Origin of the sequence: Micromonospora sp. WMMC264 (genome assembly GCF_027497275.1) — a bacterium.
In the GTDB taxonomy this organism is placed as follows: Bacteria; Actinomycetota; Actinomycetes; order Mycobacteriales; family Micromonosporaceae; genus Micromonospora; species Micromonospora chalcea.
This window is the reverse complement of sequence record NZ_CP114907.1, coordinates 4,339,618-4,363,853: the sequence shown is the minus strand read 5'-3', so window position 1 is coordinate 4,363,853 and position 24,236 is coordinate 4,339,618. Positions and strand designations below refer to the sequence as shown.

Annotated in this window: 20 protein-coding genes; 16 read left to right on the top strand and 4 right to left on the bottom strand. The window is 73.5% G+C overall.

Annotation, left to right across the window (positions count from 1 at the left end):
- Window positions 1-157: 157 nt before the first annotated feature.
- Window positions 158-1,726 carry a Rieske 2Fe-2S domain-containing protein gene (locus tag O7542_RS18880; RefSeq protein WP_281604970.1) on the top strand — a complete coding sequence of 523 codons (1,569 nt, stop codon included), beginning with the start codon at window positions 158-160 and terminating at the stop codon, window positions 1,724-1,726.
- 107 nt (window positions 1,727-1,833) lie between these two features.
- The gene (locus O7542_RS18875; protein WP_051611534.1) at window positions 1,834-2,472 is read left to right on the top strand and encodes a TMEM175 family protein; all 639 of its coding nucleotides are present in this window, start codon (window positions 1,834-1,836) and stop codon (window positions 2,470-2,472) included.
- A gap of 56 nt (window positions 2,473-2,528) precedes the next feature.
- On the opposite strand, the gene O7542_RS18870 is transcribed toward O7542_RS18875, so the two are convergent.
- On the bottom strand, window positions 2,529-4,139 hold the full coding sequence (locus O7542_RS18870) for an NAD(P)/FAD-dependent oxidoreductase (protein WP_281604969.1): 1,611 nt from the start codon (window positions 4,137-4,139) through the stop codon (window positions 2,529-2,531).
- Window positions 4,140-4,205: 66 nt separating this feature from the next.
- On the opposite strand from O7542_RS18870, the gene O7542_RS18865 reads away from it, so the two are divergent.
- Both O7542_RS18865 and O7542_RS18860 read left to right on the top strand, forming a co-directional pair.
- Window positions 4,206-4,625, top strand: coding sequence for a 50S ribosomal protein L7/L12 (locus tag O7542_RS18865; RefSeq protein WP_043325875.1), 420 nt, complete (start codon window positions 4,206-4,208; stop codon window positions 4,623-4,625).
- Window positions 4,626-4,729: 104 nt separating this feature from the next.
- On the top strand, window positions 4,730-5,899 hold the full coding sequence (locus O7542_RS18860; protein ID WP_274477598.1) for an alkaline phosphatase PhoX: 1,170 nt from the start codon (window positions 4,730-4,732) through the stop codon (window positions 5,897-5,899).
- Between the two features lie 10 nt (window positions 5,900-5,909).
- Here O7542_RS18860 and O7542_RS18855 read toward each other — a convergent pair whose 3' ends face one another.
- Window positions 5,910-6,752, bottom strand: coding sequence for a YhjD/YihY/BrkB family envelope integrity protein (locus tag O7542_RS18855; protein WP_274477599.1), 843 nt, complete (start codon window positions 6,750-6,752; stop codon window positions 5,910-5,912).
- 51 nt (window positions 6,753-6,803) lie between these two features.
- On the opposite strand from O7542_RS18855, the gene O7542_RS18850 reads away from it, so the two are divergent.
- The 5 genes from O7542_RS18850 to ispG all read left to right on the top strand — a co-directional run bounded on the left by O7542_RS18850 (window position 6,804) and on the right by ispG (window position 12,439).
- On the top strand, window positions 6,804-7,349 hold the full coding sequence (locus O7542_RS18850; RefSeq protein ID WP_043325869.1) for a GNAT family N-acetyltransferase: 546 nt from the start codon (window positions 6,804-6,806) through the stop codon (window positions 7,347-7,349).
- Between the two features lie 62 nt (window positions 7,350-7,411).
- The gene (locus O7542_RS18845; protein WP_281604968.1) at window positions 7,412-8,641 is read left to right on the top strand and encodes a PP2C family protein-serine/threonine phosphatase; all 1,230 of its coding nucleotides are present in this window, start codon (window positions 7,412-7,414) and stop codon (window positions 8,639-8,641) included.
- Between the two features lie 154 nt (window positions 8,642-8,795).
- Window positions 8,796-10,010, top strand: a complete 1,215-nt coding sequence (dxr, locus tag O7542_RS18840) for a 1-deoxy-D-xylulose-5-phosphate reductoisomerase (protein ID WP_210883387.1) — start codon at window positions 8,796-8,798, stop codon at window positions 10,008-10,010.
- On the top strand, window positions 10,007-11,254 hold the full coding sequence (locus tag O7542_RS18835) for a site-2 protease family protein (protein ID WP_030504229.1): 1,248 nt from the start codon (window positions 10,007-10,009) through the stop codon (window positions 11,252-11,254). Before dxr ends, O7542_RS18835 begins: the two co-directional genes overlap by 4 nt.
- A 9-nt stretch (window positions 11,255-11,263) precedes the next feature.
- Window positions 11,264-12,439 carry a flavodoxin-dependent (E)-4-hydroxy-3-methylbut-2-enyl-diphosphate synthase gene (ispG, locus tag O7542_RS18830; RefSeq protein ID WP_030504228.1) on the top strand — a complete coding sequence of 392 codons (1,176 nt, stop codon included), beginning with the start codon at window positions 11,264-11,266 and terminating at the stop codon, window positions 12,437-12,439.
- A 57-nt stretch (window positions 12,440-12,496) separates the two neighbouring features.
- Here ispG and O7542_RS18825 read toward each other — a convergent pair whose 3' ends face one another.
- Complete coding sequence (locus tag O7542_RS18825; RefSeq protein WP_043325864.1) at window positions 12,497-13,171, bottom strand: helix-turn-helix domain-containing protein; 675 nt, start codon at window positions 13,169-13,171, stop codon at window positions 12,497-12,499.
- Between the two features lie 129 nt (window positions 13,172-13,300).
- Between O7542_RS18825 and O7542_RS18820 the strand changes: the two genes are divergently transcribed.
- On the top strand, window positions 13,301-14,119 hold the full coding sequence (locus tag O7542_RS18820; protein ID WP_209960388.1) for a class I SAM-dependent methyltransferase: 819 nt from the start codon (window positions 13,301-13,303) through the stop codon (window positions 14,117-14,119).
- A gap of 48 nt (window positions 14,120-14,167) precedes the next feature.
- Here O7542_RS18820 and O7542_RS18815 read toward each other — a convergent pair whose 3' ends face one another.
- A complete protein-coding gene (locus O7542_RS18815) occupies window positions 14,168-14,755 on the bottom strand; it encodes a helix-turn-helix transcriptional regulator (RefSeq protein WP_030504225.1) in 588 nt (195 codons plus the stop codon).
- A gap of 121 nt (window positions 14,756-14,876) precedes the next feature.
- On the opposite strand from O7542_RS18815, the gene O7542_RS18810 reads away from it, so the two are divergent.
- From O7542_RS18810 to O7542_RS18785, 6 genes are all read left to right on the top strand, one after another.
- Window positions 14,877-16,103: an MFS transporter gene (locus tag O7542_RS18810; protein WP_064447064.1), complete on the top strand. Its 1,227-nt coding sequence runs from the start codon at window positions 14,877-14,879 to the stop codon at window positions 16,101-16,103.
- Window positions 16,104-16,179: 76 nt separating this feature from the next.
- Window positions 16,180-17,019, top strand: a complete 840-nt coding sequence (locus tag O7542_RS18805; protein WP_043325861.1) for a DUF4081 domain-containing GNAT family N-acetyltransferase — start codon at window positions 16,180-16,182, stop codon at window positions 17,017-17,019.
- Between the two features lie 93 nt (window positions 17,020-17,112).
- On the top strand, window positions 17,113-17,829 hold the full coding sequence (locus O7542_RS18800; RefSeq protein WP_281604967.1) for an ATP-binding cassette domain-containing protein: 717 nt from the start codon (window positions 17,113-17,115) through the stop codon (window positions 17,827-17,829).
- Window positions 17,826-19,976: a YhgE/Pip domain-containing protein gene (locus O7542_RS18795; protein ID WP_281604966.1), complete on the top strand. Its 2,151-nt coding sequence runs from the start codon at window positions 17,826-17,828 to the stop codon at window positions 19,974-19,976. The genes O7542_RS18800 and O7542_RS18795 overlap by 4 nt, the downstream gene beginning before the upstream one ends.
- A gap of 10 nt (window positions 19,977-19,986) precedes the next feature.
- Window positions 19,987-20,580, top strand: coding sequence for a TetR/AcrR family transcriptional regulator (locus O7542_RS18790; RefSeq protein ID WP_030504220.1), 594 nt, complete (start codon window positions 19,987-19,989; stop codon window positions 20,578-20,580).
- A 90-nt stretch (window positions 20,581-20,670) separates the two neighbouring features.
- A complete protein-coding gene (locus tag O7542_RS18785; RefSeq protein ID WP_281604965.1) occupies window positions 20,671-24,156 on the top strand; it encodes an ABC transporter ATP-binding protein in 3,486 nt (1,161 codons plus the stop codon).
- The last annotated feature ends 80 nt before the right edge of the window (window positions 24,157-24,236 follow it).

Below are 24,236 nucleotides of genomic sequence, written 5' to 3'. Positions count from 1 at the left end.
TGACCCGGGCGGGCGACAGCGTGGTTGTCGCATGACCCGGGCCGTAGGTCCCGTCCGGGTCGGGGCGGTTGGGCACTACCGGCGTCGCGGGACGGCGAGCACACTGCCTCCGGTAGCGTCTTGACGTACACCTGATGCCTTTTTGAGGGGGACTGCGGTGCGAGTGACCGGTACGGGCCATGCCAGCATGCGGATCGACACGGCCGCGGGCAGCATCCTGTGCGACCCGTGGGTCAATCCCGCCTACTTCGCCTCGTGGTTCCCCTTCCCGGACAATTCCCTGCTCGACTGGGAGACCCTCGGCCAGGTCGACTACCTGTACGTGTCGCACCTGCACCGGGACCACTTCGACGCCAAGCACCTGCGCGACTTCGTGTCCAAGGACGCCACCGTCCTGCTCCCCGAGTTCCCCACCTCGGAGATGGAGGACGAGTTCCGGGAGCTGGGCTTCACCAAGTTCCTCAAGGCCCCGAACGAGCAGGTCGTGGAGTTGCCCGGCGGCCTGAAGATCATGATCCAGGCGCTGACCAGCCCGACCGACGGCCCGATCGGCGACTCCTCGCTCTGGGTCGAGTACGACGGCGTCCGGCTGCTCAACCAGAACGACGCCCGCCCGACCGACCTGAGCGTCTTCGCCGAGCTGGGCCACGTGCACGCGCACATGCTGCAGTTCTCCGGCGCGATCTGGTACCCGATGGTCTACGAGCTGCCGCAGGCGGCGAAGACCGCGTTCGGCAAGCAGAAGCGGGACCGGCAGTTCGACCGCACGTGGCGCTACATCGACGACCTGAAGGCCGACCACGTCTTCCCGATCGCCGGCCCGCCGTGCTTCCTCGACGACGAGCTGTGGCAGTTCAACGACATCTTCGGCGACGAGGGCAACATCTTCCCCGACCAGTCGGTGTTCCTGTCCGAGTACGCCAAGGTCGGCGGCATCAACGGCATCGTGCTGCTGCCGGGCAGCGTCTCGGAGATCACCACCGAGGGCGCGACCACCACGCACCCGGTGCCGGTGGAGGAGTTCTTCGCGAACAAGGTCGCCCACCTGGAGGAGATGCGGGAGCGCAAGCGCGGCGTCATCGAGGCCGAGAAGGCGTCCTGGCGGCACCCCGAGGTCGACGTGCTGGGTGAGATGAAGCGCCGGATCGAGCCGCTGCTGGACGAGTCGATCTACCTGGCCAAGGGCGTCGGCGGGCCGGTCCGCTTCGACCTGGTCGGCTACGACGGCTCCGAGGTCGAGTCGATCGTGGTGGACTTCCCGGGCAAGGAGGTCCGGCCGTACGCGGACGAGAAGGTCCGCTACCGCTTCCGTACCGAGCGGGCGCTGATCGAGCACCTGCTGCACATCGGCGAGGTCGACTGGGTCAACTCGCTGTTCCTGTCGTGCCGCTTCTCGGCGGCCCGCATCGGCCAGTACAACGAGTTCGTCTACGCCTTCTTCAAGTGCCTCTCCGAGGAGCGCCTCCAGTACGCCGAGGGCTGGTACGACGAGCACGAGCGGGCCGTCGACGCCGAGGACATCACGCTCGACGGCTGGGTGGTGCAGCGGCGCTGCCCGCACCTGAAGGCGGACCTGAGCCGGTTCGGCATCGTCGACGGCGACCAGCTGACCTGCCAGCTGCACGGCTGGAAGTTCGACCTGGCCAGCGGCCGCTGCCTGACCAGCGTCGGGCACAAGATCCGGGCGCACCGCGCGGACGCGGAGACCTCGGCGCCGGCCGTCTGACGGTTTCGCCCCGCACGCCGCCCCCGGCACGCGACCATCGGTCGTGAGGGGGCGGCGTGACGGGTGCGGACAGGGAACCGGTGTACCGGTTCGGGCGCGGCAGCGAGATGGCGCGGGACGCCTCGCGGGTGGAGGCGTTCAGCGACGCGGTGATCGCCATCGTGCTCACCCTGATGGCCGTCGAACTGCTGGCGTTCGACCCGGACCTGCCGCAGGACGACGGGCTGGCCGCGGTGCTCGTGCAGGAGTGGCGGGCCTACCTGGCGTACGTGATCACCTTCGCCATCGTCGGCCAGGTCTGGCTGACCCACCACAACATGTGGCGCTACGTCCGCCGGGTCGACCAGATGCTGCTGGTGCTGAACCTGCTGCTGCTGATGTTCGTGGCGGCGATCCCGTTCACCGCCGACCTGCTCGCGGACAACCTGCGCGGCACCGTACGCGACCAGCGGCTGACCGCCGCGCTGTACGTGGGCGTGGTGCTCGGCGAGGCGCTCTTCTTCAACCTGAGCTGGTGGTGGGCGCGCCGCCGCGGGCTGCTGCACGCGGATCTGGACCCGAGGCTGGCGAGCGCGGTGGCCCGCCGGTTCCGGCTCGGCCCGCTGCTCTACCTGGTCGCGTTCGCCATCGTGTTCATCGACCCGCTGCTGAGCCTGCTGGCGTACCTGCTGCTGGTCGGCGTCTACCTGGTGCGCGGTCCGGGCGATCTCCCGCCCGCCGGCCAGGAGGCGCCCGACACGCCGTGAGCGGTTGTTAAGAAGGGGCCCTTCCTCTACCGGAGGCGTTAATAAGGGGCCCTTCCTTACATCTCGGCGAGGATGCGGCGGGCCGCGTTGTGCCCGGCCGCGCCGATCACGCTGCCCGCCGGGTGGCAGCCGGCGCTGCCCGCGTACACGCCGTCCACACCCGTCGCGTACGGCATCCGGTCGGTGAACGACACCGTGTTGTCGACGTGGTGGATGTGCCCGCCGGTGATGCCGAAGTGCGCCTCGATGCCGGGCGGCGGCAGCGGCACCGCGTCCGCGACCAGGTCACCGGCACCCGGGGCGTACCGTTCGCAGATCGCGAGCAGCCGCTCCACGTAGCCGGGCAGCGCCGCGTCCCAGGTGGTGCCGGCCAGCTCGTAGGGGACCGACTGGACGAACAGCGCCGACGAGTGGTGCCCCGCGTCGTCGGACAGCGACGGGTCGACTGTGGTGTGCAGGTACCACTCGATCGTCGGCTCGTCCGGCAGCCGCCCGGCCCGCACGTCCGCCCACATGCCGCGCAGCGCCGCCATCGGCGACTCGCCGCCGTCGCCGACGAGCGAGGCCGAGCCGGGCAGCAGGTGGATGGTCGACCCGAACGGGCTCGGCGCGTCCGCCGGCAGGCAGGAGAAGCGGGGCAGCCCGGTCAGCGCCAGGTTGAGCTTGAGCGTGGTGCCGGGGCGGCGGACCGCCGCCATCCGCGTGCTCAGCTCCGCCGGGAGCGCGCCGTCGGGCAGCAGCTCCATCAGCCGGTACGGGTCACAGCCGCCGAGCACCACCGGGGCGTCCACCTCCCGCCCGTCGGCGAGTGTCACTCCGGCGGCGGCGCCCCCGGTCAGCCGGATGGCGGTGACCGGCGCGTCGGCCACGATCCGCGCGCCCGCGCGCACGGCGGCCTCGGCGAACGTGCGGGACACGGTGCCCATGCCGCCCCGGGTGATCATCCAGGTGCCGTCCGCGCCGGGCAGCCGGCACATGTTGTGCACCAGGAAGTTGTGCCCGGTGCCCGGGTCGTCCGGGCCGGCGTTGAGCCCGGACAGGCCGTCGGTGACCGCGTACATGCTGACCAGCAGCTCGGAGCGGAAGTCGAAGCGGGCCAGGTGGTCGGCCACCGAGCCGCGTACCAGGTCGACGAAGACCTGCCGCAGCGCGGGCCGCACGTAGCGTTCGGCGGTCTCCTCGACCGGCAGCGGCTCGGCCAGCCACGCCGGGGCGAGATCCTCCCGCAGCTGGGCCAGCTCGGCGTGCAGCGCGTCGTCGGCTGCCACGTCGGCGGGGGAGAACATCTCCGCGAGCTGCCGCCGGCTCGCCGCCACGTCGCTGCCCGCCAGCAGGTACGGCGAGCCGAGCCCGCCCGGCGTGGGCAGGAAGTAGTGCGGGTCGCGGCGCAGTACCGGGATGGTCACGTCGAGCGTGGCCAGCAGCTCCGGGGGCATCAGCCCGAGCAGGTACGACCCGGTGGAGTGACGCAGCCCCGGCACCTTCGGGAACGGGTTCTCGGTGCGGGTCGCGCCGCCGATCACCCCGGACGCCTCCAGCACCAGCACGTCCAGGCCGGCGCGGGCCAGCAGGATCGCCGAGACCAGGCCGTTGTGCCCGGCGCCGACCACCACGACGTCGGCGCGGGACGGCAGCTCACTCGCGTCGCTCCCGGTGCGTTCGCTCATGCCGCGACCCTAGCGGCGGCCGGGCACGGGCGGGAAGGTTCGCAGCGGGGCGCTACCGTTCCCGGCATGTCTCCGGCTGTCCAGATCGCGCTCGCGGTGGCGCTCGTCGTGGTGGTGTTCCTGCTCCTGCTCGTGCTGCGGCGCGACCGCCCCCGGGACCTGGTCGCCCCGGATCGCCCGGCCGGCGGCGGGCAGGCCGAGGTGCTCCGCCTGATCCACGCGGGGCGCCGGGTCGAGGCGGTCAAGGTGCTGCGTGAGCAGACCGGCCTGTCGCTGCTGGAGGCGAAGCAGGCGGTGGACGCGCTGGCGGCCGGCGGGTCCTGGTCGCCCGGCCCTCCGGCGCCCGGAAAGGGCGTCGACGACGCGGTGCGGGCCGAGGCCGCGCGGCTGCTGCACCGGGGCGAGAAGATCCAGGCGATCAAGGTGGTACGCGAGCACACGCACATGTCGCTCGCCGACGCGAAGCGGTACGTCGAGGGCCTCTGACGCCGGACGGCCGTCACCGGGCGTTCACCCTATAGTGGCAGTTGTCGATGCATTTCCGTCCTACCGTCGACGGGACACCCACCGCCTCCGGGAGGTAACCCCCGATGGATCGTCGTACCGTCCTGCGTGCCACAGCCGTCGGCGGCGCCGCCGCTTTCGCCGGTGGTCTCTGGGCCGCCGCGGCCGCACCGGCCCAGCCCGCCCAGCCCGGCCCCGGCCCGTACGGCGACCTGCTGTCCGCCGACGTCAACGGTCTCCAGTTGCCGGCCGGCTTCACCAGCCGGGTGATCGCGCGTTCCGGGCAGCGGGTCGCCGGCACCTCGTACACCTGGCACCCGTCGCCGGACGGCGGCGCCTGCTTCCCGTCCGGCGACGGCTGGATCTACGTCTCCAACTCGGAGGTGCCGCTCGTCGGCGGCGCGTCGGCGGTACGGTTCGCCGCCGACGGCGCGATCGCCGCCGCTTACCGGATCCTCGGCGGCACGAACGTCAACTGCGCCGGTGGGCCGACCCCGTGGGGGACGTGGCTGTCCTGCGAGGAAGTGCCGCTGGGCCGGGTCTTCGAGACCTGGCCCGAGGGCGGCCGGGCCGGCGAGGAGCGGACCCGGATGGGCCGCTTCAAGCACGAGGCGGCGGCCTGCGACCCCCGGCGGCGGGTGGTCTACCTGACCGAGGACGAGTCGGACGGCTGCTTCTACCGGTTCGTGCCGGACAGCTGGGGTGACCTGCGCACCGGCCGGGTGCAGGTGCTCTGCGCCCCGGACGGCCAGGTCACCGGGCCGGTGACCTGGCGGGACCTGCCGGACCGGGACGGGTTCCCGGTGCCCACCCGCCACCAGGTGGGTGCCGCGCAGACGTTCGACGGCGGCGAGGGCTGCTGGTACGCCGACGACACCTGCTGGTTCACCACCAAGGGCGACAACCGGGTGTGGGCGTACGACGCGGTGAACCAGCGGCTCGACCTCGCGTACGACGACTCGCTGGTGCCGGCCGGCGCCGCGCCGCTGACCGGCGTCGACAACATCACCGGCACCGCCGGCGGCGACCTCTACGTGGCCGAGGACGGCGGCAACATGGAGATCAACGTGATCACGCCCGCCGGTGTGGTGACCCCGTTCGTGCGGCTGCTCGGGCAGTCCGAGTCGGAGGTCACCGGGCCGGCGTTCTCGCCGGACGGCAGCCGCCTCTACTTCTCCTCCCAGCGCGGCACCAGCGGCGCCCGGGCCGGCACCGGCGGCATCACGTACGAGGTGCGCGGCCCGTTCCGGCGCTGACCCGCAGCCGTCAGGCGCGGGCCGCCTCCCGGGCGGCCCGCCACCGGCTCGCCGCCAGCGTCGCGGAATAGCCGGACAGCACGATCACGTGGAACAGGTACAGCCACAGCAGCACCGCCACGCCGCCGCCGATTTCGTCGAAGCCGCCGAACGGCACGCCCAGGTCCAGCGGCAGCGAGCAGAACAGCACGAAACCGTGCAGGAAACCGGACAGGTTCGCTGCCGTGAACGAGCCCAGGACGACGGTGGCGAGCCAGTCCGGGGAGGCCGGGCCGACCACCCGGAACACCCAGATCAGCACCGGCGTGAGCACCAGCCACACCGCCAGGAACGACAGCACCACGCCGAGCGCGCCGATCCAGCCGCCCTGGCGTACCAGCCGGGTGGTCAGCGGCAGCCCCAGCAGGATCGACAGCAGCAGCGCCGGGGCGGGCGCCAGCAGCGGGAGCAGCAGCAGCCGGCCCCGCCAGCCGACCAGCGCACCGGACTCGGCGCGCGGCTCGGCCACCGAGACGAACGCGCGGCGCAGACCTTCGCCGTACAGCGAGGCCGGCAGCAGCGAGGCCAGCGCCAGCAGCGGAGTCAGCCCCAGCCCGGCGTCGACGAGCGCGGCCGCCGCCCGGTGCGCGCCGATCTCGGTGGGCAGCGTCTCGATCGCGTACCCGGTCAGCCGCCGCACCCGGTCCGCCCCGGCGAGCAGCCCGGTCAGCCAGATCGCCAGCAGCGCCACCGGCACCACGGCGATCGCGCCGTAGAACGTGATCGCGGCGGCGTGCAGGGAGAGATCCCGGCCGCGGACCGGCCGGAACGCCGCAGCCGTGATCCGCTTCGCCCGATCCCACCCGTCGCCCATCGCCCTCTCGTTCCCCGTACGGCCCCGCGCCACGCATTACGATCCGGCGGCATGACGATCGCCACGACCGACCGGCTGGTGCTCCGGGACTGGACCGAGTCCCCGGACGACCTGGCCCGGATCTACGACATCTACTCCCGGGACGAGGTGATGCGCTGGCTGGGCGGCGGCAAGGGCCGGATGACCGACCCGTCCGAGGCGCGCGAGCGGGTCCGGTCCTGGCACGAACGCTGGGCGCCGTACGGCGGCCGCTGGGGCCTGTGGGCGATCGAGCCGCGCGCCGGCGGGCCGGTGGCCGGGAGCATCCTGCTCAAGCCGCTGCCGGGACGCGACGGCGTCACGCTGACCGACGACATCGAGGTCGGCTGGCACCTGCACCCCGACGCCCAGGGCAACGGCTACGCCACCGAGGCGGCCCGCGCGGTGCTGGAGCGCGAGTTCGCCACCGGCACCCCGAGGGTGTACGCGGTGGTGATGGCCGGGAACGACCCTTCGATGGCGGTGGCCCGGCGCCTCGGCATGACGCACGTGGGCGTGCGCACCGACTGGTACGGCGGTGCCGAGGTTGAAACGTTCGTCCTGGAACGTCCGGCCTGAGCCGTGCCGTTGGCAGTTCGCCCTCGGCCTCCTACGGTGGTGGGGATACGGGGGAGGCACTGATGGTCGACGGTGGCGACGCAGCGCGTTGGCTGCACCTCCACGCCGCCCGGGGCGGCCCGGACGACCTGTCGCTCCTGGTGAACCGGGTCGCGCCCGCCATCGGGGCCACCGACATCGTGATCTACCTGGCCGACTACACGCAGTCCTCGCTCGTACCCCTGGTCGGCGCGGGCGCGCCTCGGGACGAACTCACGATCGAGACGACGCTGGCCGGCCGGGCGTTCACCTGCCTCCAGGTGCAGCGCGCTCCCGACCGCCCGGACCGGCTCTGGGTGCCCCTGCTGCTCGGCTGCGAACGGCTGGGGGCACTGGAGATCGTGTCGTCGCGCGCCGGCGACCCCGCGCTGGACCGGCCGGCCTGGGAGGTTGCGGTCGCCGTCGCTCAGGTCCTGGTGAACCGCCGGCTCTACGGCGACGTCGTGGAACGGATTCGCCGCCGCCTGCCGATGCAGGTCGCCGCCGAGACCGTGTGGGGGCTGCTGCCGCCGCTGACCTTCGCAACGGACGAGCTGGTGATCACCGCCATCCTCGAACCGTGTTACGACGTCGGCGGGGACATCTTCGACTACGCGCTCAACGGTGACGTGCTCAGCGTCGGGCTCTTCGACACCTGCGGGCACGGGATCAAGGCGAGCGCGATGGCCTCGCTCGTGGTCAGCGCGTACCGCAACGCCCGGCGTACCGGTCTCGACCTGGTCGACACGGCGATCAGCATCGACAGGTGGGTCCGCTCCGAACACCCCGGCCTGTTCGCGACCGCGCTGCTCGCCGAACTCGACCGGCGGACCGGCGTGCTGCGGATCATCAACGCCGGCCACCCCGGCGCCATGCTGCTGCGGGACGGCAAGGCTGTCCGGGCACTGCCCGGACCGACCGCGCTGCCGCTCGGGCTGGGCAACCTGTCGACGCGGCGCCCGCGGGCGCACGAGGAGGCGCTGCACCCGGGCGACCGCATCCTCGCGTACACCGACGGCATCACCGACGCCCGGGGCGACGACGGGGAACGGTTCGGGCTGGACCGGCTCGTCGACTTCGTCGAGCGTGCCCTCAACGACCGGCTGCCCAGCCCCGAGACGATGCGCCGGCTGGTGCGCGCCGTCCTCGCCTACCAGCAGGACCAGCTCGACGACGACGCCACCGCGATGTTCCTGGAGTGGCAGCCTCCGCACCTGCCGTTGGGGCACCTGGAGCACCTCACCGCGCCAGACGGGACGATCGCGTCCCCGTAGCGTCGAGGAGGCGATCGAGGCGTGATCGACACCAGTTCGCCGAAGTGGTGGCATCGCGGCGCGTGGGATGCCACCACCTCGGCGAAGTGGAGTCGATCATGCCGCCGGGCACTCCGGGACGAACCGGGGTGAGGCGCTGGGGAACAATGGTCCGGTGACCACTCCCCGAGATCTCGTGCTGCTCGGTTCGACCGGCTCGATCGGCACCCAGGCCATCGACATCGTCAAGCGCAACCCGGACCGCTTCCGGGTGGTGGCCCTCGGCGCGGGTGGCGGCAACGTGGAGTTGCTCGCCGCGCAGGCGCTGGAGCTGGGCGTGGAGGCGGTCGGCGTGGCCCGCGCATCCGCCGCGCAGGACCTTCAGCTCGCGTTCTACGCCGAGGCGAGCAAGCGCGGCTGGGCCACCGGCGACTTCAAACTGCCCAAGATCGTGGCCGGGCCGGACGCGATGACCGAGCTGGCGCAGTGGCCGTGCGACGTGGTGCTCAACGGGGTGGTCGGCTCGCTGGGCCTGCCGCCGACGCTGGCCGCGCTGCACGCCGGGCGTACCCTCGCCCTGGCCAACAAGGAGTCCCTCGTCGCCGGCGGCCCGCTGGTCAAGGCCGCCGTCTCGCGACCGGGGCAGATCGTCCCGGTCGATTCCGAGCACTCCGCGCTGGCGCAGTGCCTGCGCGGCGGCGCCCGGGGTGAGGTGCGGCGGCTGGTGGTCACCGCCAGCGGCGGCCCGTTCCGGGGGCGGGGGCGCGACGAGCTGACCGCCGTCACGCCGGAGCAGGCGCTGGCGCACCCGACCTGGAACATGGGCCCGGTCGTCACGATCAACTCCGCCACGATGGTCAACAAGGCGCTGGAGGTGATCGAGGCGCACGAGCTGTTCGACGTGCCGTACGCCGACATCGAGGTGATGGTCCACCCGCAGTCGGTGATCCACTCGATGGTCGAGTTCACCGACGGGTCCACGCTCGCCCAGGCCAGCCCGCCGGACATGCGGCTGCCCATCGCGCTGGGCATCGGCTGGCCGGACCGGGTGCCCGAGGCGGCCGCTGCGGTCGATTGGACCACTGCCCACACCTGGGAGTTCTTCCCGCTGGACGACGCGGCGTTCCCGGCGGTCGCGCTGGCCAAGGCGGCGGGTGAGGCGGGACACTGCCGCCCGGCGATCTACAACGCGGCGAACGAGGAGTGCGTGGCCGCGTTCGTCGCGGGCCGGCTGCCGTTCCTCGGCATCGTCGACACCCTCCAGCGGGTGTTGGAGGACGCACCCGATTTCGACGAACCAGGTACCGTCGAGGACGTGCTCGCCGCCGAGTCGTGGGCACGGGCGCACGCCCAGGAGATCATCGTCGGGTCGGTGGAAGGAGCTCGATGAGCTATCTGCTCGGGGTGGTGCTGTTCGCCCTGGCGATTCTCATCTCGGTGAGCCTGCACGAGGCGGGGCACATGCTGACCGCCAAGGCGTTCGGGATGAAGGTCACCCGCTACTTCGTCGGCTTCGGCCCGACGCTGTGGTCGTTCAAGCGGGGCGAGACCGAGTACGGCATCAAGGGCATTCCGCTCGGCGGGTTCTGCAAGATCGTCGGCATGACGCCGCAGGACGACGACGTCGAGCCCGGGGACGAGAAGCGCGCGATGTGGCGCTACCCGGTCTGGAAGCGGACGATCGTGATGTCCGCCGGCTCGATCACCCATTTCGCACTGGCCCTGATCGCGCTCTGGATCATCGCGATCACCGCCGGCCTGCCGAACCCGAAGTTCCCCTCCACCGAGGACGGCTTCAAGGCGGAGCCGGCCGTGATCGCGCTGGCCCCCTGCGTCGTGGTGGAGAACGCGGCCCGCGCCTGCCAGGCCGACGACCCGGCCAGCCCGGCCGAGAAGGCCCAGCTCAAGGACGGCGACCGGATCACCGCGGTGAACGGCCGGCCGGTCTCCACCTGGGGCGACATGCTCGACGTGGTCCGGGCCACCCCGCCCGGCGCGGCCACCGTCACCTTCGAGCGCGACGGCCGGTCGCAGGAGGCCCGGGTCGACCTGGCCGCGGTGCAGCGCCCGCCGCTGGACGACCCGAAGGGCGCCACCTCGTCGGTCTCGGCGCTCGGCGTGGCCCTGCGGCCGAGCACCCCGCCGCGGGTCGAGTACGGCCCGATCGCCGCGTTCGGCGCCACCGCCGACTTCACCGGCACCATGGCGGTGCAGACCGCGCACGCCATGCAGCGCATCCCGCAGAAGGTGCCCGCGCTGTGGAGCGCGATCACCGGCAGCGAGCGCGACATGGACACCCCGATCAGCGTGGTCGGCGCCACCCGGCTCGGCGGCGAGGCCGTGGAGAACAACGCCTGGCTGGTGTTCTTCATGCTCTTCGTGTCGCTGAACTTCTTCATCGGCGTGTTCAACCTGCTGCCGTTGCTCCCGCTGGACGGCGGGCACATCGCCATCGCCTGGTTCGAACGGGCGCGCTCCTGGCTGTACGCGCGCATCGGCCGCCGGGATCCCGGCCGGGTCGACTACCTCAAACTCATGCCGTTCACGTACGCGGTGATCCTGATCGGTGGCGCGTTCACGCTGCTGACAGTCACCGCCGATGTCATCAACCCCATCACGCTCTTCTCAAGGTGAGTGCCTGAAGTGACCGCTGTCAGTCTCGGTATGCCCCCCGTACCGCCGCCGCCGCTGGCCCCGCGCCGGGCCAGCCGCCAGATCATGGTCGGTTCGGTGCCGGTCGGCGGCGGCGCGCCGGTCTCGGTGCAGTCCATGACCACCACCCTCACCGCCGACGTCAACGCCACGCTCCAGCAGATCGCCGAGCTGACCGCGTCCGGCTGCCAGATCGTCCGGGTCGCCGTGCCGTCGCAGGACGACGTGGAGGCGCTGCCCGCGATCGCCAAGAAGTCGCAGATCCCGGTGATCGCCGACATCCACTTCCAGCCGAAGTACGTCTTCGCGGCGATCGACGCCGGCTGCGCCGCGGTGCGGGTGAACCCCGGCAACATCCGGCAGTTCGACGACAAGGTCAAGGAGATCGCGCGGGCCGCCGGCGACGCGGGTGTGCCGATCCGGATCGGCGTCAACGCGGGCTCGCTCGACAAGCGCCTGCTGGCCAAGTACGGCAAGGCCACCGCCGAGGCGCTGGTCGAGTCGGCGCTGTGGGAGTGCTCGCTGTTCGAGGAGCACGGCTTCCGGGACATCAAGATCTCGGTCAAGCACAACGACCCGGTGGTGATGATCCGCGCGTACCGGCTGCTGGCCGAGAAGTGCGACTACCCGCTGCACCTCGGCGTCACCGAGGCCGGCCCGGCGTTCCAGGGCACGATCAAGTCGGCGGTGGCGTTCGGCGCGCTGCTGGCCGAGGGGATCGGCGACACCATCCGGGTCTCGCTGTCCGCCCCGCCGGTCGAGGAGATCAAGGTCGGCGCCGCGATCCTGGAGTCGCTGGGCCTGCGCGAGCGCGGCCTGGAGATCGTCTCCTGCCCGTCCTGCGGGCGGGCGCAGGTCGACGTCTACAAGCTGGCCGAGGAGGTCACCGCCGGTCTGGAGGGCCTGCCGGTGCCGCTGCGCGTCGCGGTCATGGGCTGCGTGGTGAACGGTCCGGGTGAGGCCCGCGAGGCAGACCTGGGCGTTGCCTCGGGCAACGGCAAGGGCCAGATCTTCGTCAAGGGCAAGGTCGTCAAGACCGTGCCCGAGGCGCAGATCGTGGAGACGCTGATCGAGGAGGCGCTGCGGATCGCCGACGAGATGGGCGCCGAGATCCCCGAGGAGCTGCGCGACCTGGTGCCGGGCGGCGCCACCGTCACCGTGCACTGATCTGTTCTCCGCGTCGCCGTGCGGCCGTCCCCGTCGGGGGCGGCCGCACGCGCCGTCTCAGGGCCGGGGCACGGCGGCGAACGGGGAGAGCGTGAACCAGCCGGGCGCGGCACGCCGCAGCGCCTCCGGCCCGCTCACCTCCACCGCGCCGCCGCGCAGCGCCGCCGCCCACCCCAGGTCGCCCATCCAGACCTGCACCAGGGCACGCAGGTCCGCGGTGACGGTCACCGTCACGTCGTGCCCGGGGTCGATGTCGCAGACGTCGGCTTCGCCCGCGGCGATCACCAGCCACCAGTCGCGCTGCGCCGCCGGCACGTCCCGGAAGCGGAACCGTACGACGGTACGCCCCGGCGGGACCGCGTCGTGGTCGACGTGCCGGTGCATGTCCCACAGCAGCAGCTTCGGGTCCAGGTCGGCGTCGCCCAGCTCGCCGATCCAGCGCACGCCCCAGGCGCCGAGCGCCTCCAGCACGGGCCGCAGCTCCCGCCCGGCGGCGGTCGGGACGTAGCGCACGTCGGCGCCGTCGACCCGCCGCTCCACCACCCCGGCGCGGACGAGCTGGTGCAGCCGGCGCGACAGCAGCGTGGGCGACATCCGGGGCAGGCCCCGGCGCAGCTCGTTGAAGCGTTCCGAGCCGCTGACCAGCTCCCGGACCACGAGCAGCGTCCACCGCTCGTCGAGCAGTTCCATGGCCTTCGCCACGGGGCAGAACTGGTGGTAGGAGGCCCCCATGGCGGGCACGCTACGCCCGGCCCGGCGGCCCGGCCAGGCGCCTGTCGGGAGCGGTACAGATCTCGTACTGGGGGCCGTGTCGTCCGCTGCCTAGCGTCCTGTGCAGGGACGACAGCTGAGGAGCGACAGATGATCGAGGAACGGGAACAGGACGCGGCGGTGAAGGCCCGGCACCGCGCGATGTGGGCGCTGGGCGACTACTCCGCAGTGGCCGCGCAGGTGATCCCGCAGTTGGGGGCGACGCTGGTCCGGGCCGCCGGAGTGGGACCGGGCATGCGGGTGCTGGACGTGGCGGCCGGGACCGGCAACGCGGCTCTGCCGGCGGCCCGGACCGGCGCGCAGGTGGTGGCCGGGGACCTCACCCCGGAGTTGCTGGCGATCGGGCGGGCGGCGGCCGAGCGGGAGGGCGTGACGCTGATCTGGGAGGAGGCGGACGCGGAGGCGCTGCCGTACGCCGACGGCGCGTTCGACGCGGTGCTGTCCTGTGTGGGCGTGATGTTCGCGCCACGGCACCGGGTCGCCGCCGACGAGTTGCTGCGGGTGTGCCGGCCGGGCGGGACGATCGGCCTGGTCAACTGGACCCCGGAGGGCTTCGTGGGCCAGTTGTTCGCGGCCATGCGGCCGTTCGCGCCGCCACCGCCGCCGGGCGCGCAGCCGCCCCCGCTCTGGGGCGACGAGAACCACGTCCGGGAGTTGTTCGGCGACCGGGTCGACGCGCTCACGCTGGGGCGCGACGCCGTGGTGGTGGACCGGTTCGCCACGCCGGAACAGTTCCGGGACTTCTTCGCGACCCACTACGGACCGACTGTGGCGGCCTACCGCGCGAACGCGGGCGACCCGGAGCGTACGGCCGGGCTCGACCGCGCGCTGACCGACCTGGCCGCCCGGCACCTGGACGGCGGCGTGATGCGCTGGGAGTACCTGCTCGTCACCGCGCGCCGGGCCTGACGGCACGCCGGTCGTGGTCCGGCCGGCGTGCCGTCGCGGCGGCGGCGCTCACTCGGACTCGGCGAGGATGGCGTAGAGCTTGCGCCGCGTCTCGTCGAGTACCTGCGCGGCGCGGGCGCGCTGGTCGTCGGTGCCGGTGGTCATCACCTGCCGCAGCGCCTGCATGGCCTGCGCGCCGGCGTCGCGGATGTCGTGCCAGCTGTTTACCGTCTGCTCGGCGAACTCCGCCCAGGGCGGGGTCTGCGCAGCGGCGGTCGCCTCGGCCTGGCCCTGTTCGGTGAGCGCGAAGCGTTTGCGCCCGCCCTCGGAGTCCGCGGCGGTCGCGATGACGCCCTCGTCCTCCAGCAGTTGCAGCGTCGGGTAGATCGAGCCGGGGCTGGGCCGCCAGGCCCCGCCGGTGCGGGAGTCGATCTCCTGGATCATCTCGTAGCCGTGCATCGGACGTTCGGTGAGCAGGGCCAGCACGGCGCCGCGCACGTTGGGCCGCCGGCCTCGTCCGCGCCCGCCGCGGCCCCGCCCGTGGCCGTGCGGTCCGGGCGGGAAGGGCGGCGGACCGGGGGGTACGGGCGGGAAGCCGAAGCCGCCCCGGCGGCGCATCTCGTCGTGCATGGCGTGCATGCGTCGATGGAAACCCATCAGGGCTCTCCTTCTGTCGTCGTATCACTGATGCATCAACGATATATCGGCAATGCATCGCCGACAAGACGCGGATGGAACTCGGCTGCAAACCGTACGTTCGTACTGTTAGGCTGCCGGCGTGCGCCTGCTTCCCGAACCGGGCCCGTCCCGGACCCTCGCCCTCTCCACGCTCGTCAACACCGTCGGGCGGGGCACCTGGCTCACCGCCAGCGCGCTCTTCCTCACCCGATCGGTCGGGCTCACGGTGGCCGAGGTCGGCGTGGCGCTCACCCTCACCGCGCTGGTCAGCCTGGTGGCGAGCACGCCGATGGGCTACCTGGCCGACCGCCTCGGCCCGCGCGGGCTCCAGATGGCCGCGCTGCTCGCCTCGGCCGGGTGCACCGCCGCGCTGGTAGCGGTGCGCTCGTTCCCCGGCTTCCTGGCCGTCGGCGTGCTGATGGCGCTCGCCGACGCGGGCACCCGGGGCGCCCGGGGCGCGCTGATCGCCGGCGCCGTCCCACCCGACCAGCGGGTCCGCACCCGCGCCTACCTGCGCGCGGTCACCAACGTCGGCATCTCGGTGGGCACCGTGCTGGCCGGGTTCGCGCTCGCCGCCGACACCCGCGGCGCGTACGTCACGCTGATCCTGCTCGACGCCGCGACCTACGTGCTGGCGGCGGCGGTGCTGCTGCGGCTCCCGCCGGTCCCGCCGGTGCCCGCCCCGGCGCACGGACCGCGGCTGATCGCGCTGCGGGACCGCCCGTTCCTCGCCTTCACCGTGCTGGACGGGCTGATGTCCATGCACTTCTCGCTGATCAACATCGCCCTGCCGCTCTGGATCGCCGGGCACACCACCGCGCCCAACTGGCTGATCTCCGTCTGCCTGCTCGTCAACACGGTGGTGGTGATCCTGTTCCAGGTCCGCGCCTCGCGGGGCACCGAGGACCTGACCGGCGCGGGCCGGGCCGCCCGCCGGGCCGGCGTCCTGCTCGCCGGCGCCTGCGCGCTGTTCGCCGCCGGTGGCGGCGTACCGGTCGCGGTGGCGGTGCCGCTGCTGCTGGCCGGCGCGCTGGTGCACGTGGTGGGGGAGTTGTGGCACGCGGCGGCCGGCTGGGGCATCTCGTTCGGGCTGGCCCCGGCGCACGCGCACGGCCAGTATCAGGGGGCGTACGGGATGGGCATGCAGCTCGGCTCGATGGTCGCCCCGGTGGTGGTGACCACGCTCGCGATCGGCTGGGGCGTGCCCGGCTGGCTGGTGCTCGGCGGGGTGTTCCTGCTGCTCGGCGCACTCGTGCCGCCGGTGGTGCGGTGGGCCGCCCGGACCCGGCCGCCCGTGCCCGAACCGGCGCCCGTGACGGTCGGCTGAGCCGCCGCTCACCGGAGCGGTCCGGGGTGCCCGGTCGGCCCGCGCGCCCCGGCGCGGATCTGGCAGGCTGGTAACCGTGCTCACGATGCCGGTACGCCAACTCGGGGAGTCGGAGCGCCGCGCGGTCGAGCGGCTGCTCGACCTCGACCCGTACGCCGGCGCGCAGGTCGCCGAGCGGGTGGCGGCGCGCGGGCTGGCCTGGTGGCGGGCCGAGGCGCGGATCCTCGGCTACGGCTCCCGCCGCAACCTGGAGTCGATCTGCTGGCTGGGTGGCAACCTGACGCCGGTGCTCGCGTCCGAGCCGGCGGTGACCGCGTTCGCCGAGCAGTTGAGCGGGCAGGAGCGACTCTGTTCCTCGATCGTGGGCCGCGCCGACGCCGTACTCGGGCTCTGGGACCGCCTCTCCGCGTACTGGGGGCCGGCCCGGGACGTACGCCCGAACCAGCCCTTGCTGGCGACTGACGCGCTGCCCGCCGTGGCGCCCGACCCGGACGTGCGGCGGGTGCGCGGCAGTGAGGTCGACCGGCTGTTCCCGGCCGCGGTGGCGATGTACACCGAGGAGGTCGGGGTGTCGCCGCTGGCCGAGGACGGCGGGCGCGGCTACCGGCGCCGGGTGACCGAGTTGGTGCGCGCCGGCCGCGCCTACGCCCGTTTCGTCGACGGGCGGGTGGTCTTCAAGGCGGAGCTGGCGGTGGTGACCCGCCGGACCGCGCAGGTGCAGGGCGTCTGGGTGGCGCCCGAGTGGCGGGGCCGGGGCATCGCCACCGCCGCGATGGCCGCTGTGGTGCGCGACGCGCTGGACCGGGTCGCGCCCACCGTGAGCCTCTACGTGAACGACTTCAACCTGCCCGCCCGCCGGGTCTACGAGCGCTGCGGCTTCCGCCCGGTCGGCACGCTCGCCACAGTGCTGTTCTGAGGATCACGTCCCGCCGGAGGTCCCGAACCGGACACCCGGCGCTAGGCTGGGCATGTTTTTATACTGACTAGTCAGTTCGGAATTCGGGGTCTGATGAACATCGTCGAGACCAGCGGCCTGGGGCTGCGGACGCGCCGCGGCTGGGTCTACCGGGACGTCGACCTCACCGCCGCGAGCGGTGAGCTGGTCGCGGTCACCGGCCCGCCCGGCAGCGGACGCACCTCTCTGCTGCTCACGCTCGCCGGGCGCTTCCCGCACAGCCACGGCGAGCTGCGCCGCCGGGGCCCGGCCGCGCTCGGCCAGGTGGCCGGCGTGCACGAGCCCGACCCGACGCTCACCGTCGCCGAGCACATCACCGAACGGCTGCTGCTGCTCGGGCCGGTGCCGCGCCGCCGTCGGCGCCTGGTGCCGGTGGCCGCGGTGCGGGCCCGCCGGGCCTACCGCCGCGACGCCTACGCCGCCGCCGTCGCCGGCGCCGGCCTCACCGACGCGCCACTCGACCCCGACCGGTACGGCAGAGACCTCACCCCCGTCGAACGGCAGGTGCTCGGCCTGGTGCTGGCCAGCCTCGGCGGCCCCAGCCTGATCGTCGCCGACGACGTGGACGCCGGCGCCGACCGCCCCGAGCGGGAGTGGATGTGGGGCGCGCTGGAACGCCTCGCCGATCAGGGGTACGCGGTGGTCGCCAGCGCCCGCGCGGTCGAACCCGGCGTCGCCGCCACCGTGCACCGCATCGGCGACCCGGCAGTGCCCGCCCCCGCCCTTACCGCCGAGCCCGCTCCCGACCGTCCCGCCGAGGTGCCCGCATGAGCGTCCTGCGACTTGCCCTGTTCGAGCTGCGCCGGATGACCCGGGGCCGGCTGCCGCGCGCCGCCCTGGCCGTGCTCACCATCGTCCCGCTGCTCTACGGCGCGCTCTACCTGTACGCGTTCTGGGATCCCTACGGGAAGATGGACCGCATCCCGGTCGCCCTGGTCAACGCCGACCGCCCGGCCACCGCCGGCGACGGCAGCGAGGTGCACGCCGGGCGCGACCTCACCGAGAAGCTGCTCGACCGCAAGGTGTTCGGCTGGACCGTGACCGACCAGGCCGACGCCGCGAAGGGGCTGCGCGACGGGCGCTACCACCTGGTCTTCTCCATTCCGGAGGACTTCTCCGCCTCGCTCGCCGCCGCCCCGGAACCGGACCGTCCGGCCCGGCAGGGTGAGCTGAAGGTCGTCAACGACGACGCCACCAACTACCTCTCCGGTCTGCTCGCCCGGTCGGCGTTCAGCGAGATCCGGGCCGCCGCCGCGCAGAGCACCGCCGCCACGTACTTCGACCGGATGCTGATCGGCTTCACCGATGCCAAGGCCGAGACCGGCCGCGCCGCCGACGGCGCCGGGAAGATCGCCGACGGGCTCGGCAGCTCCCAGCGGGGGGCCGATCAGCTCGCCGACGGGCTCGGTGACGCCTCGGACGGCGCCGGGCAGCTCACCGGTGGACTGAACCAGTCCGTCCAGGGCGCGGACAAGCTCGCCAAGGGCCTCGACCAGTTGCGTACCGGCGCCGCCCAGCTCGCCGACGGCGCCGGGCGCGCCGCCACCGAGACCAAGGCCGCGGCGGCGACGGTGAACGCCGCCGCCGACAAGTACGAGCCGGTGCTGCGCCGCAACGCCGACAAGATCGAGAAGGCGGCCACGCTCGTCGCCGACGGCGCGCAGCAGCTCGCCGCCGGGCTGGACGCGCTCCCCGGCAAGGCCGCCGAGGTGGTGGCGACCGCCGAGGAGATCCGTGACCGGCTCGACGCGGTCGCGAAGGAACACCCCGAACTGGCGGACGACCCGGACTTCGCCGCCGCCCGCAAGGCCGCCGACCGGGCCGTCACGCAGGCCCGCTCCGTGGTGGCCGCGCTCGACGAGACCGACATGGCCACGCTGCGCAAGCAGATGACCGACGTGGCGAAGACCGCCCGGGAGGTCGCCGCCGCCGCGCCGCACCTGGCCGACGACGTCGCCTCCGCCCGCGCCAAGGTGAACGAGCTGGCCGGCGGGCTCGCCACGCTGGCCCAGGGCAGCGCCAAGCTCCGCGACGGCCTCGGCGACGCGTCGACCGGCGCGACCGAGCTGCGCGGCGGCCTCTACCGGCTCGCCACCGGCGCCCGCCAGCTCGACGGCGGCCTGGCCCAGCTCGGCAGCGGCAGCAACCGGCTGGTCGACGGGCTGACCCGGCTGGAGGGCGGCGCCGGCGACCTCGCCGACGGGCTCGCCGCCGGGGAGCGGAAACTACCCGGGTACGACGACGCGACCACCCGCGCCGGCGTCCTCGGCGACCCGGTCGGCCTGATCCGCGACTCGCAGAACCCGGCCGGCTCGTACGGCGTGGGCTTCGCCCCGTACTTCCTGTCGCTGGCGCTCTGGGTCGGCGCGATGATCACGTACATGCTGTTGCGGCCGGTCAACCGGCGGCACGTGATGTCCGGCGCTCCCGGCTGGCGGGTCGTGCTCGCCGGGTGGCTCCCGGCCGCGGGCATCGGCCTGGCCCAGGTCACCGTGCTCTACACGGTGGTGACGCTCGGGGTCGGGCTCGACCCGCGGCACGGGGCGGCCACGTTCGGGCTGCTCGCGCTCACCTCGCTGGCGTTCACCGCGATCATGCAACTGCTCGGCGTGGCGCTCGGCCCGGCCGGGCGGCTGGCCGCGCTGGCGCTGCTGATGCTCCAGCTCACCTCGTCCGGCGGCACCTACCCGGTGCAGACGTCGCCCGGCTTCTTCCAGGCGATCCACCCCTGGCTGCCGATGACGTACGTGGTGGACGGCCTGCGGCACACCATCAACGGCGGCACCACCGCCCCGGTGGTCACCGGCGCGCTGGTGCTGCTCGCGTTCGGGCTGGGCGCCATGGCGCTCACCGTCGGCGCAGCCCGCCGCTCCCGCCGGCTGACCCCGGCCAAGCTGCACCCCGAACTGACCATGTGAGGATGAGCCGGTGACGGACGGACGGACACGCCGGCGCGAGGACACCCGCCAGCGCCTCTTCGTGGCGGCGGTGGACCTCATCGCCGAGCAGGGCTTCTCGGCCACCACGGTGGACGACATCGCGGCCCGGGCCGGCGTGGCGAAGGGGACCGTCTACTACAACTTCGAGTCGAAGACCGTCCTGTTCGAGGAGCTGCTGCGGCACGGCATCGGTTTGCTCACCGCCGAGTTCCGGGCCGCCGTGGACGGGCTGCCGCCGCTGGAGGCGCTGGGCGCGCTGGTCCGCGCGCAACTGGAGTACATCCGCCGCTACCGCGCCTTCGCCCAGCTGCTGCTCTCGGAGATGTGGCGGACCAACCGGGAGTGGCAGCAGACGTTGCGGCTGCTGCGCGGCGAGGCCATCGCGGTGATCGCCGACACGGTGCAGGCCGGCGTGGACAGCGGCGACCTCCCGGCCGACCTGGACGTGCGTACCGCCAGCTCGGCGCTGTTCGGCGTCGGGCTGGTGGTGGCGGTGGACTGGCTCGTCTTCTCGCCGGACCGCTCGATCGACGAGGTGCAGGAGTCGCTGCTCGGCATCGTCCGGCGGGTCGCCCGGACCTGACCAGCGGTCGGTAATTCGGTTGATTCCGGGCCGCCGGAAGGGTGAGGGTGAGGTCACCGCCCCCACCGATCCGAGTCCGGAGGACCTTCCATGCGCCTGCTCCGAGATCTCTGGGCCACGGCGCCCCGGCGGATGGCGGCGGTCCTGCTGCTGATCGTGCTCGGGGCCGCTGGCCAGGCGGCCGCGTCCGCGCTGGCCGGGCCGGTGCTGGTGCACCGTTCGTCCGGCTGGTTCGTCGCGCTCGCGGTGGCGCTCGTCGCCGCTGTCGTCACCGACCTGCTGATCGGCCTGATCATGGCGCGGCTCACCGCCGACTGGTCGGCCGACGTGCGGCGGCGGCTCTGCCGGGTCGCGCTCGGCCAGGACCTGCCCACCCTGGAGACCACGCCGGTCGGCGAGTTGCTCGACCGGATCGACAACGACGTCTACCAGGTCGCCGCCGAGATGCGGAACACCGGCGTACGGCTGGCGCAGGGCCTCGCGGTCTGCGTCCTCGCGACGGTGAGCGCGCTGATCGTCTGGTGGCCCGCCGGTGTCGGCATGATCGTGCTCACCTCCCTGCTTGCGGTGACGCTGCGCCGCCCGACCGCCCGGATCGCCCCGGCCCGGATGGCCGAGGAGGAGGCGTGGTCGGACCTCGCGGCGGTGATGGAGGAGGCGGTGCACGGGCAGGACGACGTGCGCACCAGCCTCGCCCGGCCGTACGTGCTGCGCCTCTACGCCCGCCGCGCGGCCGAGGTGATCGCCCGGTGCGTCCGGGTGTTCCGGCTCTCCGCCCGGGTCACCGCGGCCGCCGCCGGCGCGGTCCGGGTCGGCATCGCCGGTGTGGTGCTGGGCGGCGCGTGGGCGCTCGCCACCGGCCGCGTCGACGCCGCCCGGCTGACCGGGATCTGGCTGCTGGCCATCGCGTTCGGCGCGACTGTCGAGCACATCGCCCGCTGGGTGCCGCACCTGCAGCAGGCGTTCGGCGCGTGGGGCCGGGTGCAACTGCTCGCCGGGTCGCCGCAGGAGCCGGAAGGCGGGGCCACCCCCGTCGACGGCGACCTGACCGTGCGCGGGCTCACCTACCGCTACCCGGCCGGCGGGGACGAGCGCGGGCCGGCGCTGCGCGACGTGCGCCTCGACTTCGTCCGGGGCCGCTCGTACGCGCTCGTCGGGCGTACCGGCTCGGGCAAGTCGACGCTGGCAAAGGTGCTCACCCGGGCGGTGGACGTGCCCCGCGGCACGGTGTTCCTCGGCGACACCGACCTGGTCGACCTGGACGTCGAGGAACTGCGCCGGTGGATCGCCGTGGTGCCGCAGCGCACCGAGATCCTGGCCGGGACGCTCGCCGAGAACGTGGCGCTGTTCGACCCGGAGCTGCTGGACGCCGCCGAGCGGGCGCTGGCCGAGCTGGGCCTGTCCGGCTGGATCGCCGAGCTGCCCGACGGCGTGCACACCCGGCTCGGCGACGGCGGCTACGTGCTCTCCGCCGGGCAGGAGCAGCTCGTCGCGTTCGCCCGCATCCTGGTCCGCGACCCGCACGTGGTGATCCTCGACGAGGCCACCGCGCGGCTCGACCCGGTCACCGAGAACCGGGTACGCGAGGCCACCGAACGGCTGCTCACCGACCGGATCGGCATCGTCATCGCGCACCGGCTCTCCTCGGTGCGCCGCTGCGACGAGGTGGTCGTGATGGCCGACGGAGCGGTGCTGGAGGCCGGTCCGCTGCGCGAGTCGGCCCGCTTCGCCGAACTGCTCGCCACCAGCCACGCCGGGGCGTACGCCGGGGTGGGCGCCCGGCGCGGCGGCGTCGACCTGCTCGACGCGCCCGCCTGGGACGACGCGCCCGCGACGCCCACCGCGCCCGCGACGCGGCCGGCCGCCGTGCCGCGCGCCGACCCGCCACCCGCGCCGCCCGCGCCGCCCGCGCGGACCATGCGGGAGATCCTCCGGCTGGGCCTCAACGACCCGCGGTACGGCCTGATCTCGGTCGGCCTGTTCATCGTGATGACGGTGCTCGGGATGGACGGCGCGGTGCTGCCCTGGCTCTGGGCCGACCTGGTCGGCGGCGGCGACCCGTGGCTGCCGGCGCTGGGCATCGTGGCCGCGCTGCTCGTGGTGCTGCCGCTGCCGTACCTGACGAACCTGTGGTTCCCGCAGTGGTGGATCCGGCAGATGCTGCGGATCAGCGCCCGGCTGGTGCACGGGCAGACCGGCGCGCGCCGGGTCAGCGGGCACACCCCGGCCGAGGTGGTGGCCCAGGGCGGTGACACCGACCGGGTGGTGCACCTGGCCGACAACCTGATGGACCAGTTCATCTCGCTGGTCATCGTGGTCACCATGACGCTGGTGACCGGCAGCTTCGTACCGGCGTTGTTCTTCGTCGGCACGATGGTGGTCTCCGGGCTGGCGGCGACGCTGTTCGGGCCGCGGCTGGAACGCACCGCGGCCGGCACGGTGAAGGCGCGCGCCGCGTTCGCCACCGCGCTGGTCTCCGCGCTGTCCGCCGCCCGTACGGTGAAGCTGGCCGGCGCCACCCGCCCGGTGCTGCGGCACCTCGCCCGGCTCGACGAGGTACGCAGCGAGCGGCAGCGGCGCGAGATCGCCATGCAGGTGTGGGCCCGGTCCACCCCGTCGGTGGCCAGCGGCCTGCTGCCGATCGGCGCGTGGGCGCTCTACCTGGCCGGCGGGCTGTCCGCCGGCGCCACGCTGGTGGCCGTCTCCACGCTCGGCGCGGCCCGCTGGTTCGCGTGGACCACCGCGTCACTGGTCTCGCAGTACCCGTCGGCGCGGGTGTGGACGAAGCGGACGGTGGCGATGACCGGCGAGGCCGTGTACGCGGCGCCGGTGCCCGGACTGGACCTGGTCGCGGGCACCGCGCCCGCGCCCGAGCCGCCGCCCCGGCACCCGCTGCGCCGCCTGGAGCTGGCTGGCTTCGGCGCGCTGCACTCCGACGGCACGCTGGCCGTGCGCGACGTCGACCTGGTGGTCGAGCGCGGGCAGCTGGTGCTCGTCGTCGGCCCGGTCGGGTCCGGCAAGTCGTCGCTGCTGCGCGCACTCGCCGGGATCGTGCACCACGTCGGCGAGCTGCGCTGGAACGGCGACCCGGTGACCGAGCCGGAGATGTTCCTGCGCCCCAACCAGGTCGGGTACGTGGGTCAGCTGCCCCGGGTGCTCTCCGGGACGGTGGCCGACAACATCGCGCTCGGGCACCAGGTGGACGCCGCCGGTGCGGTCTCGACCGCCCAGCTCGAACACGACCTGGCCGCCGCGGGAGGCGGGCTCGGGTTGCTGATCGGGCACAAGGGCACCCGGCTCTCCGGTGGTCAGCTCCAGCGGCTGGCGCTGGCCCGGGCGCTCGCGCCGCGTACCGAGCTGCTGGTGGCCGACGACGTGTCGTCGGCGCTGGACGTGAGCACGGAGCTGGCGTTGTGGGCGGCGCTGCGCGAGCACGGGGTGACTGTGGTCGGCTCGACCGCGAAGCGGGCCGCGCTGGTCCGGGCCGACCACGTGGTGGTGCTGATCGACGGCACGGTGGCCGACCAGGGCGCCTGGACCGACCTGGAACCCCGCTGGAGCCACCTGGCCGGCTGACCGCGTTCTCCCGGTTGATCATGAAGTTGGCGGCGTCAAATCGGACGCGGAACGCCGCCAACTTCATGATCGACGCGCAC

Excerpts from the sequence above, each read along its gene's own strand:
- O7542_RS18875 (WP_051611534.1), top strand. The coding sequence starts at position 1,834 with ATGGCGCGGGACGCCTCGCGGGTGGAGGCGTTCAGCGACGCGGTGATC.
- O7542_RS18870 (WP_281604969.1), bottom strand. The coding sequence starts at position 4,139 with ATGAGCGAACGCACCGGGAGCGACGCGAGTGAGCTGCCGTCCCGCGCC.
- O7542_RS18865 (WP_043325875.1), top strand. The coding sequence starts at position 4,206 with ATGTCTCCGGCTGTCCAGATCGCGCTCGCGGTGGCGCTCGTCGTGGTG.
- O7542_RS18860 (WP_274477598.1), top strand. The coding sequence starts at position 4,730 with ATGGATCGTCGTACCGTCCTGCGTGCCACAGCCGTCGGCGGCGCCGCC.
- O7542_RS18855 (WP_274477599.1), bottom strand. The coding sequence starts at position 6,752 with ATGGGCGACGGGTGGGATCGGGCGAAGCGGATCACGGCTGCGGCGTTC.
- O7542_RS18850 (WP_043325869.1), top strand. The coding sequence starts at position 6,804 with ATGACGATCGCCACGACCGACCGGCTGGTGCTCCGGGACTGGACCGAG.
- O7542_RS18845 (WP_281604968.1), top strand. The coding sequence starts at position 7,412 with ATGGTCGACGGTGGCGACGCAGCGCGTTGGCTGCACCTCCACGCCGCC.
- O7542_RS18835 (WP_030504229.1), top strand. The coding sequence starts at position 10,007 with ATGAGCTATCTGCTCGGGGTGGTGCTGTTCGCCCTGGCGATTCTCATC.
- O7542_RS18825 (WP_043325864.1), bottom strand. The coding sequence starts at position 13,171 with ATGGGGGCCTCCTACCACCAGTTCTGCCCCGTGGCGAAGGCCATGGAA.
- O7542_RS18820 (WP_209960388.1), top strand. The coding sequence starts at position 13,301 with ATGATCGAGGAACGGGAACAGGACGCGGCGGTGAAGGCCCGGCACCGC.
- O7542_RS18815 (WP_030504225.1), bottom strand. The coding sequence starts at position 14,755 with ATGGGTTTCCATCGACGCATGCACGCCATGCACGACGAGATGCGCCGC.
- O7542_RS18800 (WP_281604967.1), top strand. The coding sequence starts at position 17,113 with ATGAACATCGTCGAGACCAGCGGCCTGGGGCTGCGGACGCGCCGCGGC.
- O7542_RS18795 (WP_281604966.1), top strand. The coding sequence starts at position 17,826 with ATGAGCGTCCTGCGACTTGCCCTGTTCGAGCTGCGCCGGATGACCCGG.
- O7542_RS18785 (WP_281604965.1), top strand. The coding sequence starts at position 20,671 with ATGCGCCTGCTCCGAGATCTCTGGGCCACGGCGCCCCGGCGGATGGCG.